11 protein-coding genes and 1 pseudogene are annotated in these 14,279 nt (G+C 59.7%); 6 read left to right on the forward strand and 6 right to left on the reverse strand.

Annotation, left to right across the window (positions count from 1 at the left end; translation table 11 throughout):
• Positions 1-278: 278 nt before the first annotated feature.
• The 6 genes from D3Z90_RS09175 to D3Z90_RS09200 all read right to left on the reverse strand — a co-directional run bounded on the left by D3Z90_RS09175 (position 279) and on the right by D3Z90_RS09200 (position 6,910).
• Positions 279-1,556 carry a flavohemoglobin expression-modulating QEGLA motif protein gene (locus tag D3Z90_RS09175; RefSeq protein WP_136475437.1) on the reverse strand — a complete coding sequence of 426 codons (1,278 nt, stop codon included), beginning with the start codon at positions 1,554-1,556 and terminating at the stop codon, positions 279-281.
• A gap of 81 nt (positions 1,557-1,637) precedes the next feature.
• Positions 1,638-2,114, reverse strand: a complete 477-nt coding sequence (locus tag D3Z90_RS09180; RefSeq protein WP_136475438.1) for a nuclear transport factor 2 family protein — start codon at positions 2,112-2,114, stop codon at positions 1,638-1,640.
• Between the two features lie 85 nt (positions 2,115-2,199).
• Entirely contained in the window at positions 2,200-4,263 is a 2,064-nt protein-coding gene (locus D3Z90_RS09185; protein ID WP_136475439.1) for a pyridoxamine 5'-phosphate oxidase family protein, read from the reverse strand.
• 52 nt (positions 4,264-4,315) lie between these two features.
• Positions 4,316-4,945, reverse strand: coding sequence for a glutathione S-transferase family protein (locus D3Z90_RS09190; protein ID WP_136475440.1), 630 nt, complete (start codon positions 4,943-4,945; stop codon positions 4,316-4,318).
• A gap of 162 nt (positions 4,946-5,107) precedes the next feature.
• The gene (locus tag D3Z90_RS09195) at positions 5,108-6,010 is read right to left on the reverse strand and encodes a LysR family transcriptional regulator (protein ID WP_136475441.1); all 903 of its coding nucleotides are present in this window, start codon (positions 6,008-6,010) and stop codon (positions 5,108-5,110) included.
• Positions 6,011-6,013: 3 nt separating this feature from the next.
• The gene (locus tag D3Z90_RS09200; RefSeq protein WP_178084179.1) at positions 6,014-6,910 is read right to left on the reverse strand and encodes a LysR family transcriptional regulator; all 897 of its coding nucleotides are present in this window, start codon (positions 6,908-6,910) and stop codon (positions 6,014-6,016) included.
• A 111-nt stretch (positions 6,911-7,021) separates the two neighbouring features.
• On the opposite strand from D3Z90_RS09200, the pseudogene D3Z90_RS09205 reads away from it, so the two are divergent.
• From D3Z90_RS09205 to cycA, 6 genes and pseudogenes are all read left to right on the forward strand, one after another.
• A pseudogene (locus D3Z90_RS09205) lies at positions 7,022-7,177 on the forward strand (SDR family oxidoreductase); the annotation flags it as partial.
• A gap of 58 nt (positions 7,178-7,235) precedes the next feature.
• Positions 7,236-8,138 (forward strand): LysR family transcriptional regulator, encoded by a 903-nt coding sequence (locus D3Z90_RS09210; protein ID WP_136475444.1) that lies wholly within the window; start codon positions 7,236-7,238, stop codon positions 8,136-8,138.
• A gap of 165 nt (positions 8,139-8,303) precedes the next feature.
• Entirely contained in the window at positions 8,304-9,542 is a 1,239-nt protein-coding gene (locus tag D3Z90_RS09215; protein WP_136475445.1) for a RidA family protein, read from the forward strand.
• Complete coding sequence (locus tag D3Z90_RS09220) at positions 9,539-10,675, forward strand: M20 family metallopeptidase (protein WP_136475446.1); 1,137 nt, start codon at positions 9,539-9,541, stop codon at positions 10,673-10,675. The genes D3Z90_RS09215 and D3Z90_RS09220 overlap by 4 nt, the downstream gene beginning before the upstream one ends.
• A 105-nt stretch (positions 10,676-10,780) precedes the next feature.
• A complete protein-coding gene (locus D3Z90_RS09225) occupies positions 10,781-12,421 on the forward strand; it encodes a BCCT family transporter (RefSeq protein WP_136475447.1) in 1,641 nt (546 codons plus the stop codon).
• A 361-nt stretch (positions 12,422-12,782) separates the two neighbouring features.
• The gene (gene cycA / locus D3Z90_RS09230; RefSeq protein WP_136475448.1) at positions 12,783-14,207 is read left to right on the forward strand and encodes a D-serine/D-alanine/glycine transporter; all 1,425 of its coding nucleotides are present in this window, start codon (positions 12,783-12,785) and stop codon (positions 14,205-14,207) included.
• Positions 14,208-14,279: the final 72 nt, after the last annotated feature.

Consider the following 14,279-nt stretch of genomic DNA (forward strand, 5'->3'; position numbering starts at 1 on the left):
TTGAGTGGTTCACGGCTCGAGAGTTTGGCGCTTTCAATCAAACGCCTGAAAACCCAACGGGTCGCGCAACGATGCGAAGAGGTGATCAACGGCCTTGAGGCGGAGGGTCTGTCAGGGAGTGGGTCACTCGCTTGGCTGTGAACATCAAACAGTCCGGCAAGGCGCTGTCGTTGCGGTGGTTGACGACCCAGTGCCTAGTCTGATGAATGATGGAGCGAGGTGCAATGAACTCTCCAAAGTTTGCCACTGCAACCTTCGACGCTGCTACGTCGGCGGCGTCAAAGGGATCGGCTATCGACCTCCTGCTCATCCTCAAAGGCCATGAACAATTGCAGGTCGAGCACATCTAGTTTGACCCGGGCGATGAACGCGGAAAATGCCAGGTTAGCGGCGAGCCGGCGCAAGTCGCTGGCCCAGGCCGGAATGTAGGTAGGACCCACCAGCCAGCCCGACTCGAACAGCGGCGCCAGGTGCAGGGTGTCGCCCAGGGTCAGGCGCCCGGCGAACAAGTGGCCCACCAGCTCAGGGCGGTTATCGCGGATCGCTACGCGCAGCAGGGTGTGTACCCCGAGCAATCCGGTGAGGTAAGCGGCATCCTTGGTGAACGCCGATCCCCCTCGCAGATTGGCACCGCGAAAAATGCGCTGGGTTGAGCGAAAGGACTCTTCCTGCGACTGCCCAGCCTTGAGGAAGCCTTCAAACACCTGGATGAAGTCAGCGCCATCGAGGGCTTGTTGCACCGCGAGCACGCGCAAGGCGAGACGCCGCAAGCGGTTGATGTCCATGCTGCCGGTCAGCAACTCGGCCAGCGTGGCGATGCCTTCTTGGGTCTGGGTAGTGCGTGGTGCTCCCAGCCCCAGGCACTTGAGTCGGGATTGGCGCGCACCATTTTGCGCGGTAGCGACATGCACGAAGGCTTCGTGCTGCAGCAGCTGCTGCTTGTCCAGTTCGGTAAACAAAGCGCTGGCACGCAAGCGAATGCGGCTGGTGCCGGCAATGGCCTTGGCTGCCAGGTGGGGGTCAAGCTTGATTGAAACCTGGCCAGCGCCAAAAAAGCCGTCCAGTTCCGGTTGTAGCCAGGCTGCGAACGCATTGGCGGGGATGTCAGCGGGACTTGGGGGAATGTAATCGCCACCGAGCAGGGCATCGGTGGTTTTCAGAAAGAAGTGGGCGGCGTCGAGCATGCTCAACTTTTGCCTGGGGTAGTAGAAGTCCGGGCGGCGGTACAGCGCTGAGGAGAACTGGGTGAACGCGGGGGTGCCAATGGCGCCCAACATGCGCCCGGCAGTGGCATAGCTGTGCGCGGTACGAGCAAGAAAACGGCCTGCCGGATGCGCTTGATCGCAGTGCTCGACAAAGCTGTCCAACGCCGCCACTTCGGCACTGTGGTCACGCGGGCTCAACTCGACCTTGGGCAATTGCGCTTTGCCGCTGCGCCACTGGGCAAGAAAAACCTCCTCGACACCCTCCGGCCACGCCAGCGCGTCGAGCACGCGGATCTTGCGGGCCAACGCGGGCAGCGCGGCATCGAGTTCAGAAAGCGACGGGGCACTCATGGCATTCACCTGGAGACGAAGAACCTTCGCACCAGCGTAGCCCTTGCCTGAGGCAATGGCGCGCAGCAGGTCAAGCCAAGTTTACAAACCTAATTGTGAAAGACCTGGGTGATCATCCGGGCGACGGCCTAATGGCCAACGGAATTTACGCTCGGACGCTTGGATGGGCAGGTCATTGATGCAGGCGAAGCGATGGGCCATCAGCCCGTTTTCGGCAAATTCCCAGTTCTCGTTGCCGTAGGAGCGAAACCAATTTCCGGAGTCATCGTGCCATTCGTAGGCATAGCGCACGGCGATGCGGTTATCGGCAAATGCCCACAATTCCTTGATCAGGCGGTACTCGAGTTCCTTGTTCCATTTGCGTTGCAAAAACGCCTGCGCTTCAGCGCGGCTGCTTGCGAACTCCGCGCGGTTGCGCCATTGCGTATCCGGTGTATAGGCCAAGGCCACTTTCGCGGGGTCACGACTGTTCCAACCGTCTTCGGCGAGGCGGACTTTCAATATCGCTGACTCCTGGGTAAAGGGTGGAACGGGTTGACGAATCTCGGTGCTGGACATGGCGATGACTCCTGGTTGAATAAAGGCGAGTGATATTGCCGAGTGTTCAGTAGCGCAGCATCGCTGGGTACTCATGGTGAATTCACTAAAGCTCGAGGACCAAGGGCTGGACACTGCCTTCTTGCGGTTGCGCTGGTATGGCGCAGCAAATCAGCACGGTATCGTTTGCCGGCAGTTGTGCCGGTGGATTCGGATAGTGGACGTTGCCGCTGACAAGGCGCGTCTTGCAGGTTCCACACGAACCGCCACGGCAACTGTAGTCGGGGTTCAAACCGCGACTTTCGGCCAGCTCCAGCAGGCTGCCGGCGCCTGGTGTCCATCGCACCTCTGTTTTGGAGGCAGAGAAGTAAACCGGTACAGGCGCACTGGCTGCGGGCAGTTGTGGGGGCGGGGCAGGTTGCTCGGATGCTGAGCGCTGCAAGGTCGAGGGCCCGAATGCTTCAGCATGGATGCGCTCGTCGTTGATGTTCAACCCGCGCAGGCCGTCGTACATGTTCTGCAGGAAACTGCTGGGGCCGCACAGGTAAAAATCATAGTCATCCAACGGCAGTCGCGCTTTTACCTGCGCAAAATCGAGTCGGCCAGGGATGTCGTAGTCGCGGCCCAAAACGGTTTCAGCACTTGGGCTGCTCAGTACTCGGTGGATGTGCAGTCGCTCGGTGTCGCGTTGCTGCAATTGCCAGAGCTCTGCCTGAAATGGCAGGTCTGCAAGTGTTCTGGCGCTTTGGAATAGATGGATATCGCGTTGCCGTTGGTGCTGGATATTCTCCGTGGCCAATGCCTTGAACATCGACAGCAGGGGCGTGATGCCAACGCCGGCGCCGATCAGCACCACAGGTCGTGCGCTCTCTTCGGCCAGGGTGAAGCTGCCCAGCGGCGGGCGAACATCGACCAGATCACCAACCTGCACATGGTTGTGCAGATGATGCGAAGCCGGCCCCTGTGCCTTGACGCTGATGCGGATGTGCCCGTCGCAAGGGGCGCTGGAGATGCTGTAGGTCCTGATCAACGCTGCTTGATCAGGATTAGTCTGGATGCGCACCGGGAGGTGTTGTCCGGGAGTGAAGGTTATCGTAGCGTCGTCCAGTGGCCGGAGAACGAAGGAGCGAATGTCCTTGCTCTCTTGTTGCACCTTGAGCACTTGCCACTGATGCCATTGACGCCGCTGTTCGATCTGCTGCAGATGCGCGTCTGCTTCAGCCCAGGTGCCGGTGGCCAGGCTGGTTGGCGCGAAGTCGCTGAACGCCCAGCGCAGTGACACGGCAGCCGGACGCAGCACCACCTGCTCGACGTCGAAGGTCCACAAACGCTCGGCGCCTTCGAATGCCTGAATCACTGGGCTTTCCAGAATCAGCCCCGTGCGACCGGTCAGTTGCAGCATGTCGCCACTGCTGAAATCGATGAACAGCAGCCCGGCGACCGGGTTGGCCTGCAGGTTGCCCAGTGTATTGAAGAACAGATTTCCGGCGTAGTCGGGAATGGTCAGCCGGTTGCCTTCAACTTTGACAAAACCTGTGCGGCCGCCGCGGTGCGATACGTCAACCGAGCGACTGTGTGAGTCATGGTCAAAATAGCTGGCGATAAAGAACGTGTCTGCGCTACGAATAAGCTCGCGGGTTTCGGCATTCAAGGTGGTGAAGTCCTGGCGCTCTGCCGGGCTTGCAACCTGCACCCGTGACCGTTGATACGACCTGGCTTGTATGTACTTTGGGCAGTTGCCATAAGCGTGCTCGACCGTAATCGCCAAGCCGTTCGCAGTCACCTGCTCGATTACGCCGTTGATGCGGTTGCGCCGACGCGTGTGCAACTCGATACCGAGCAAGCCGACGGCTTGGCCCGGTTGCAGGCCTGCAGTTGCAGGGTCCTGGTCGTCTGGCTGTACGGCCACAAGCAACTGCTGTGGGTCGGGAGAGGTAACGAAGCCTTCCGTGCCCTCGAGCAGGGTGGCCCACGGTCGTTGCTGGGTATCGACCGCGCCGACAATCATAAAGGGCAGTTGTTGGTAAAACTGTCGATGCTGGTCGGGCATGTAGTTGCGGATGACTTTCTGCCCGAGCACTTCCATGCGCTCGGAGACGCTATAGATTTCCTGGAGCGCTTTCTCCCCGGCATGCCAAGGAGAGCGACGGTGCTTTGGAAGATGATCCATGAAACGCGCTCCTCTAGAGAGCTGCCAGGTAAGACGGCAGCGTGTTGCCGACTTAGTGAGTCTGCAGGCCTATGACAGTCCGCTGCATGGGCACGAAACCGGGCAGCGCCTCGACCCTTTGTAGCCAGGCACGGACATTGACGTAGGGCTCGAGCGACACGTTGCCTTCCGGGGCGTGGGCAATGTACGAATAGTTGGCCACATCAGCGATGGTCGCTGTAGCACCGGCCAGGAATGCGGTCGTGGCAAGCTCTTTGTCCATCACCTTGAGCAGAGTGTGGGCGCGGGCAATCACCTCTTCGGCGTTCAACGGGGCAGCAAACACGGTAATCAGGCGCGCTGCTGCAGGACCGTAGGCTACTTGGCCGGCCGCTACCGAAAGCCAGCGCTGAACACGCGCTGCAGCAAGCGGCTCATCACTCAACCATGCACCATCGCCATACTTTTTCGCCAGGTAGACGAGGATGGCATTGGAGTCGCTCAGAAGGGTGCCGTTGTCGTCGATGACCGGTACCTGGCCAAAGGCATTGATCGCCAGGAAGGCTGCTTGCTTGTGCTCGCCGTTGGCCAGGTCGACAAACACCCGCTCGATGGGCAGTTGCAACAACGAAAGCATGAGTTCGACGCGATGGGCATGGCCCGAAAGCGGGTGGTGGTAGAGCTTGATGGCTGGCTGTGACATGGGATGGCTCCGAAGCGGATCAGGAAAAGTCAGTGCAGCGCCACGCCTGGGAGCGGCGCTTGCGCTGGTTGGGCTATCCTGCTCCTGCTTGCGGTTGTGCAGAATCACCATGCAGGGCAATGCATAATTTCGTTTTGCAAAAGAATGCGATGGCGCACCGATCTAGCCGATCAGGGCGGGATGCGCGCGTAGCCTTGGTGTCGCAAAGTCGATAAAGGTGCGTACTCGGGCCTCGGCACGGCGCCCGTCGCGGTAGATCAACTGCACAGGCAGGCTGTGGTTGGCGAAGCTGCCCAGTACCGGTACGAGCAGACCGCTTTGCAGTTCATGGTGCGCCTCATAGCTCATGCACAGGATCAGGCCCTGGCCCAGGGTGGCGGCATGAATGGCCGCGCGCTGGGTGGTGCAGGTAAGCGTGGGAGGGGGTTTGACCAAGCGCGTGGTGCCGTCGCCGCGAAAGCGCCACTCGTTTTGCTGCCCGCCGGCTGTGGTCAACACACAGCGGTGTGCCTTGAGGTCCCCGGGGCTCTGCGGTCGGCCCCATGTTGCCAAGTAGCTGGGAGAGCCGCAGACAATCGGTCGAACCTGGCCAATGGGCATGGCGAAACCCGATGAGTTCGGCAGGTTGCCAACCACCAGGGCGATATCAATGCCGTCTTCAAGCAGCTTTGGCACTTCCTCGCTGGCGCGAGTAACCAGTTGCACATCGGTATAGGTCGCCAGGTATTCAACTGCGATGGGCATCAACACCTGCTGATCCATCAGCATCGGCAGCGATACGGTCAATCTTCCGCTAGGGCGTGCGTGGATGCCGGCCGCCGAGTGTTCGGCAGCGACAATCTGTTCAAGGATCTGCCGACAGCTGGCGGAAAATTGTTCACCCGCCGGGCTCAGGCTGACGCCGCGCGGCCCGCGTTCGAACAGGGCGTTGTTCAAGCGTGCTTCCAACGCGCCGATGGTACGCATGATGGTTGCGGTCGAAAGATCCAGTTGCCGCGCTGCTGCAGCCAGGCTCCCGGCCTGGGCCACAGCCTCGAAGACCTGCATCTGACGATAGCGGCTCACGTGCTAGACCGTCCCGACCCGTTGCAGCGCCGGGTCTTGGCGTAAGCGCTCGACGCAAAAATCGACAAAGGTACGTACTTTCGCGGGCACCCGTCCCGAGCCTTGATAGAGCACGTGCACAGGCAATGGCGCCGCTTCGTAGGCGTCGAGAATGATCTCCAACTCGCCCTTGGCAACCTGTTCGGCGACCTGATACGACAGCACCCGGGTAAGCCCCCAGCCCAGGCGGGCGGCGTTGATTGCGGCCTGGTTGGAACTCACCAGCAGCCGCGGCTTGGGGTGCAAGGTGAGGGTGCTGGCGTGCAGATTGAACTGCCAGCCGGTCAGCAGGTTACTGGCAGAGGACATCACGATGGGCGCCGCCATTACCTCGCGGGGATGCTGCGGTTGACCAAAGCGTTCGAGAAAGGCCGGGGCAGCGCAAATGACCGGACGGATTTGTCCGACCTTGATCGCCTGCAGGCCGGTATCGGCCAATTGCCCGATTCGGATCGCGATGTCCACGCCTTCGTCGACCATGTTCACCAGACGATCCACCAACAAGGCATTGATGGCTACCTGCGGGTGAGCAGACAAGTACTCGGTAATCAGCGCGATCATGTAAAGCTCGCCGAACATCACTGGCGCCGTCACGGTCAGGTTGCCGCGTGCGCGAATGCTGCTGCCGGTGGCCAACTCCTCGGCCTCGTCCAGGTCGAGCAAAATGCGCTTGCAGTCCTCCACGTAGCGCCTGCCTGCTTCGGTCAGGCGCAGGCTGCGGGTACTGCGTGCCAACAACAGCGTTCCCAGGCGTTTTTCCAGACCGGCAATCACCCGGGTCACGCTGGGCGGCGACATACTCATCAGCTTGGCGCCACCGGCAAAGCTTTGCGCCTCGGCAACGGCCAGCAGTACTTTCATCTCCTGAAACCTGTCCACATTCACCGTCCAGCTTCGAGACTCGCCTACAGAGCTGCAAAGCATGGAACATGGACAAGGCTTCGCGCAACATTGCCCCTCATGCTGGCCCACAGCATTGTGCGCAAGCGCTACGGCACAGGCGAAGAAGTCGCCGCCACGCTTGCTTTTATGGTCAGTGATGGGGCTGCATATGTCAGCGGGCAGAACATCAACGTCGATAACGGTTTGACGCGGGGTAGTCAGACACGCCCGGCTGTCACTCCCTAGCACTCAAAGGGCGCGGACCTGGCCAAGGAAAGGTAGTGGTGAAGCGCGGAGTAGATTGATGCGAGTACAAGATGCAGACCTGAAGTCCCTGAGGATTTTCGAGACAATCGTGCGCTGCGGCGGCTTTTCTGCCGCCCAGTCGGCTCTGAACATCAGCGCGTCGGTGATCAGCGAGCAGATGAGCTTATTGGAAAGCCGGCTGGGGCTGCGTCTGTGTGAACGCGGCCGTTCTGGCTTTCGTCTTACCGATGAGGGCGAAGTGCTATATGCCGCAGCGCAACGCATGCTGGCAGCGGTCGAGACATTCTCGATGGAGGCGGCGTCGCTTCGCCAACAGTTGAGTGGCGCTCTGCGGGTTGGAGTGATCGACGCAACCTTGACCGACCCGTGCAGCCCGCTGACCCTTGCCATTCGCCGGTTCGGCCAGATGGCGCCGCAGGTTCACCTGCAAATCCATATCGATACTCCCAATGCCCTGGAGCAACGGGTGATGGATGGTCGCTTGCACCTGGCGGTCGGTCCGTTTCCCAACCGCTTGCCAGGGCTGGACTATACGTCGTTGTACACCGAAGCTCATGGCCTGTTCTGCTCGCGTGCCGATCCGCTGTTCGAGCAGGACGACGCCAATATCACCCCGTTATTGCTGAGCCAGGCGAGGGTTGCTGCGCGTACCTTTCTAGGCCGCTTCGACCTTGATCAACTGCAGGTGGAGCGGGCGGCAGGCAGTGTCGACAACGTCGAGGCACGGGCGATGATGATTATTTCCGGCCAGTACATCGGCTTTTTACCGCTGCACTATGCGCAACCCTGGGTGGAGAAGGGTGAGCTGCGCAGAATGTGTCCCGCTCAGTTCGCTACCGACGTGAGTGTCGACATCATCCTGCGTCACGGCATCAGTCCGCCGCGCACCGTCGAAGTCTTCCAGCAACAGTTGTTGGACTGTGCGGGAGCGTTGCGCTGAAGGGGCAGTGAATGCTTCGGCGATTGCCGAAGTCAACTTCGTGAACTGGCTATTTTTCCGAAGTGTCGGGTTCTCTACAGTTTGGCTCTAGAACAAAAAAGCCAACTTCAAGCGTGCCCGGCGAACCCCGACTGCGGGGTTTGGCCCGGCAACGGGAGCAAAGCCATGTCCGACCTGAGCCGTTCGATTTCTCTCACTCCACAGCTGTTGATACAACCCTCGCGTTCTCGCCGTTTTGGTTCGCATGTGTTTGTCGGCGGCGTGCTGCCTGTCGATGTGGCCGGCAAGTTGATCGGGGCTGACGATATCGAGGCGCAGACGCATGCGGTATTTCGCAACTTGAAAGCGGCGCTGGAACAGGCCGGCTTGCAAATGGCCGATCTGGTGCGTTTGAACACCTACTACGTATTCGATGGCGAGGAAGACCAGGCAACTGTCTACTGGGAAAAAATGACGCGGGTACGCCTGCAGTATTTTCCCGACCCTGGTCCAGCAGCGACGGCCGTGCGTGTGCGCGGCATGGGATGCTCTGGAGCATTGATCCAGTTGGAAGTCGAGGCGCTGGCCGTGCCCCTCGCACAACGGCAGCGGATCATGCCGAAGAAAAGCTGGGACTGGAGCATTCCGGTGCCGTTGTCCCAGGGGTGGAAGTCGGGTAGCCAAGTCTGGGTGGGCGGGCAAGTTTCGGCGGATATGTCTGGCAAGGCGGTCGCGCTGGACGATTTGTACGCTCAGACGCATAACGTGCTGGAACACATCAGGCACGTGCTGCAGGACGCAGGAGCATGCTTGTGTGACCTTGCCCAGCTCAAGATCTGCTATTTGCACGAGGGTGATGACAACGCTGCGCAGGCACGCCTGGAGGAAATCCTCAGCGTGGTGCGGGAGACATGCGGCGCGCCGCTGCCGCCGGTCACGGCCTTTGGCGTCAACCTGCTGTACCAAGGTTTGCTGCTGGAAATCGATGCAACTGCGCTGGTGGGGGAAAGCTCGCAGCCGGTGCTTGGCGAGGGTGGCGGTCGTGGCTGGGCCGGTTGTGCGCCGGTGCGCCGCAATGCGGCGAGCATCCACGTCGCCGGTCAGAGCGTCCAGCATGAGGCGCTGGAGCACGCCTGCAGCGAGGTGCTGGCGCGTATTGTCGAGCACTTGCGCAAGGTTGGCAGTGGCCCCCAGGCGCTCGCTCATCTTCATGTGCTGGTGGCTTGTCGCGAAGCTGATCTGCAACCGGAGCGGGCAACAACGCTGTTCGCCGAAGCCCTGCGCGGGCTTTGTGGTGATGAGCTGCCGCCGTTCACCGTGGTGAGAGTAAACGGATTGCCAGGTGGCGCGTCGCTGCAGGTAGATGCGGTCGCTGTTGATCTTGATACCCCAGCGCGCCTTGCTTCCAATGCGAGGTCAGTATGAACGCATTCGAACAGGCACTCGAACTGACCCGCGCGCTCGTGCGCTTCGACACCACTAACCCGCCCGGTAACGAACGACCTTGCGCCGAATTTCTCGCCCAGTTATTGGCCGATGCAGGCTACCGCGTCACTCTCCACGAATTGGAGCCAGGACGGGCAAGCCTGGTGGCCTACTTGGGCAACGGGCGAGGGCGCCCCCTGTGTTTCACCGGGCATCTGGATACCGTACCGCTGGGGAGCGCGCCCTGGTCGTTCGATCCGTTTGCCGGCGAGATCCACGACGGTCGTTTGTACGGCCGAGGTAGCAGCGACATGAAGGCAGGGATTGCGGCGTTCATCAGCGCAGCCTTGCAGGAGAGTCGCCTTATCGCCGAGGGGCCTGGGGTGGTCCTGGTACTGACCGCCAGCGAAGAAACCGGCTGCCAGGGGGCGGCGGCGTTGGTGCGCGACGGGGTGGATCAGCACAATGCAGGGGCCATCGTCGTTGGCGAGATGACGGCGAACTACCCGTTGATCGGTCACAAAGGCGCGCTCTGGCTCAAGCTCGTCGCACGTGGCAAAAGTGCCCATGGCTCGATGCCGGAGCGCGGCGACAATGCGCTCTACAAGGCGGCACGCGCGCTGGGCAAGATCGAGCATTATCACGTGTCGGCAACGCCGCATCCTGTGCTGGGTACCACCAGCATCAGTGCCGGAACCCTGCACGGCGGCACCAGCATCAACGTCGTGCCGGACTTGGCACAGCTGTGCGTCGACATCCGCAGCTTGCCCGGCATGTCTCACGCCGACACCTGCGCAACCTTGCTGGCAGCGCTGCGCCCCGACATCAGCGAAGTCGATGCAGTGCTCGACCTGCCTGCGGTGTTCACCGACCTCGATGATCCCTGGATCGCGGCGGTGTACCGCATTACCGAGGAGGAAACCGGCGTGCGGCCCGAACCGCGGGGCGCCAGTTACTTCACCGACGCCTGCGCGCTGCAACAGGCCCATCCGGGCGTGCCAATCGTGATTCTTGGGCCCGGTACACCCGCTATGGCGCATCAGACGGATGAGTACTGCGAGGTTGCACGCATCGACGAGGCAGTGCGTCTGTATCGGCGGCTGATCGTCGACTGGTCGACACGAGGCGCCTGACGTCGCGGCGCTTTCAAGCACTTCTATGACTGCTCCAGGCGTATTCCAGGCCTGGAACAAGGCAAAAAAACAATATCAATACAGCCGGTAATAGAAAGGTATCCCATGAAAATTTCAGCGAAAGCGAGCCCGATGGCCGAGCAGGTCCGGCCAAGCAAGGACTACCTGTTGATTGTGGTCAGTGTGGTTTCCATCTTCCTTACGGTTTTTGCCCTGGCGGCGTTTCCTGCGCGTTCGGAGCAGGTGGCCAGCCAATTGTTCGAGAACGCCACCCATTTGCTCTCGGCACCGGTGCTGCTGGTTTTCCTGGCCTTTGTTGGCGGATCGTTGTTCATCATCTTCAGCAAGTACGGCAACATCCGCCTGGGCAGTGGCAAGCCGCAGTTCAAGACGCTGCCCTGGGTGTTCATGTTCATCTGCGCCGGGCTCAGTTCGGCAACGCTGTACTGGGGGCTGGTGGAGTGGGCCTTCTACTACAACACTCCAGGGCTGAACATTCCGGCACAAAGCCCCCAGGCGCTGGAAATGAGCATCGCCTATGCCTTTTTTCACTGGGGTTTCGGCACGTGGGCGTGTTACGCGGTTGGTGGCATGGCCATGGCGTATTACTACCATGTGCGTAAACACAGCAAGCTCAGCCTGGCCGGCATCATCGAGGCGATAACCGGTTTTCGCGCCAATGGCCCGATCGGTCGGCTGATCGACATCCTTTTTCTGATCGGCACCTTTGGCGGCCTGACCGTGACCATGGTGGTCACCACCCAGACCTTTTCCAACAGCCTCGCCAACCTCACCGGGCTTCCCAACACTTTCGCGATGCAGGCTGGCATCGTTCTGCTGATCACCAGCATTTTCTCCCTCAGTTCCTACATCGGCCTCGAAGGCGGCATGCAGCGTCTGGCCACGATGGTTTGCTGGGGAGCATTGTTCTGCGCCTTGGCAGTGCTGGTGGTGGGGCCGACCGGGTTCATCGTCAAGAACACTGTCAACGGCGTGGGGTTGATGTTCTCCAACTTCTTGCACATGAGCCTGTTCACCGACCCGGCCGGTGATGGTGAATTCACCCGCAATTGGACGGTGTTCTACTGGTTCTGGGCGATTTCCTATACCCCGGCGGTGTCGATATTCGTCGCGCGGGTGTCCCGTGGGCGCACGTTGAAGGAGGTCTCTGCGGCGCTTTTGCTCGGCGGCAGCGTGAGTTGCTGGGCAATCTTCGGCAGCCTCAGTGGGTATGGCATCGATCAACTGCTCAATGGCGTACTGGATGTTCCTGCGCTAGTCGCAAGCCAGGGTGGTGAGGTTGCGATTACGCAATTGTTGAACGGCTTTCCACTGTCGGGCCTGGCCACCGCGTTCTATCTGTTCGTCATGGTGATTTTCCTCGCTTCGCATGTCGATGCCTCGGCTTACACCGTTGCCGCCGCCACCACGCGCAACCTGGCCGATGGTCGTGATCCTTCACCGTTCCTGCGCTTGTTCTGGTGTGTGATGCTGGCGCTGGTGCCGCTGACCATGATCGCTAACCACCTGTCGCTCAAAACGGTAAAAACCTCGGTCATCCTCACCTCTATTCCGTTCTTCTTCCTGCTGGTGGTGATGGCCTACGGTTTTGTTCGCTGGCTCTACCTGGATTACCGCCATCGCAGCGGCGAAGACATCGAAACCGAGTCTCGGCGTCTGGCAGGCGGGACGTTCGCGGCGCCAGGTGCCAGCAACAAAGACTGGAACGATGAAGTAGTCGTCTAAGCATCTCTTGCGCTAACCGACCCGATCTATCAGTGCGTGTGGTTCGTCTGACCAGACCTTCACTGCCCACGCGGATTGATTGCATTCCATCGGAGCGATTTCGCTCCGATGGAGCGTAGGGGCAATGTTTACCTGGCTTTTATCGAATTTAACTACGCTCCGGGCACTTGTCCTGGAGCGACTTCATTACAGCTCAGAAACGACATCGCCGCTTGAGGTGGGCGTTTAAGCGGCATGCGGGGGCTGGCATAGTCCTTGCTCTTTGCTTGATGTCCGGCTGGGCAAGGAAAGTTGTTTGTTTGGCTGAGGCGTTTGAACTTGTGACGTTATAAAAATAATTCAACTTACAAGGTGAAAAAGAATGAACAATTCGACGCAGGATCACTGTCCGCCTGGCAGTGATGCGCACGAACTCAAACGCAATCTGTCCAATCGCCACATTCAGTTGATTGCCATCGGTGGTGCAATCGGTACGGGGCTGTTCATGGGCTCTGGCAAGACCATCAGCCTGGCGGGCCCGTCGATAATATTTGTCTACATGATTATTGGTTTCATGTTGTTTTTCGTCATGCGGGCAATGGGCGAACTACTGCTATCCAACCTTAAGTACAAATCCTTCATTGATTTTTCGGCAGATTTATTGGGGCCATGGGCGGGTTATTTCACCGGCTGGACATATTGGTTCTGCTGGATTGTCACAGGGATCGCCGACGTTATTGCCATTTCCGCCTATTCACAGTTCTGGTTTCCCGATATTCCCCAATGGTTGCCCGCGCTCAGTTGCGTCGGTTTGTTGCTGTCGCTCAATCTGGTCACGGTGAAGATGTTCGGCGAGCTGGAGTTCTGGTTCGCGATGATCAAGATCGTCGCGATCTGTGCACTGGTCTGTACCGGTTTCTACATGGTCGCTTCGGCTTATCAATCGTCCGCTGGCAGCGTCGCCTCGATCGCCAACCTGTGGAACGACGATGGCATGTTTCCGCATGGCGCCATGGGCTTTTTTGCCGGGTTTCAGATTGCTGTCTTTGCTTTTGTCGGCATTGAGCTGGTAGGCACCACGGCCGCAGAAACCAAGAATCCAGAGCGCAACCTGCCGCGGGCTATCAACTCGATCCCACTGCGCATCATCTTCTTTTACGTGCTCGCGCTGATCGCCATCATGGCGGTGACACCATGGCGCGAGGTAGTGGCCAACAAGAGCCCGTTCGTTGAACTTTTCGTCCTGGCGGGTCTGCCTGCGGCGGCGGGGATCATCAACTTCGTTGTGCTCACCTCTGCCGCGTCGTCTGCCAACAGCGGTGTGTTCTCTACCAGCCGTATGCTCTATGGCTTGGCAATGGACGGCGATGCGCCGAACAAATTTGCCAGTTTGTCCAAGCGTGCGGTGCCTTCCAATGGCCTGGTTTTCTCCTGCACCTGCCTGCTGCTAGGTGCGCTGGTGATCTACCTGGTGCCGAACATGCTCGATGCGTTCACTTTGATCACTACGGTGTCGGCGATCCTGTTCATGTGCGTATGGTCGATGATTCTGCTGTCCTATCTGGCCTATCGCAAAAAGCGCGATGCCTTGCACCGTGCCTCGAAGTACAAAATGCCTGGCGGAACGACCATGGCCTGGATCTGCCTGGCGTTCTTCGTGTTCATCACTGCTTTGCTGGCGCTGGAGGACGACACTCGACAAGCGTTGCTGTTTGTACCTGTGTGGTTTGCGGTGATGGCTGTGTCCTATCGCAGCCTTCGCCAGAAGAGGGCGCAGGCCGTGCAGCTTTCATACGAAGTGGACTGATCGCCAGCTTCACATGTTCATCCGGGGGGACCGCACTTGTGCCGTCCCCCTGTCGTCGTTTGTAGAGAGGAC

This window comes from Pseudomonas sp. DG56-2 (assembly GCF_004803755.1).
GTDB lineage: Bacteria > Pseudomonadota > Gammaproteobacteria > Pseudomonadales > Pseudomonadaceae > Aquipseudomonas > Aquipseudomonas auratipiscis.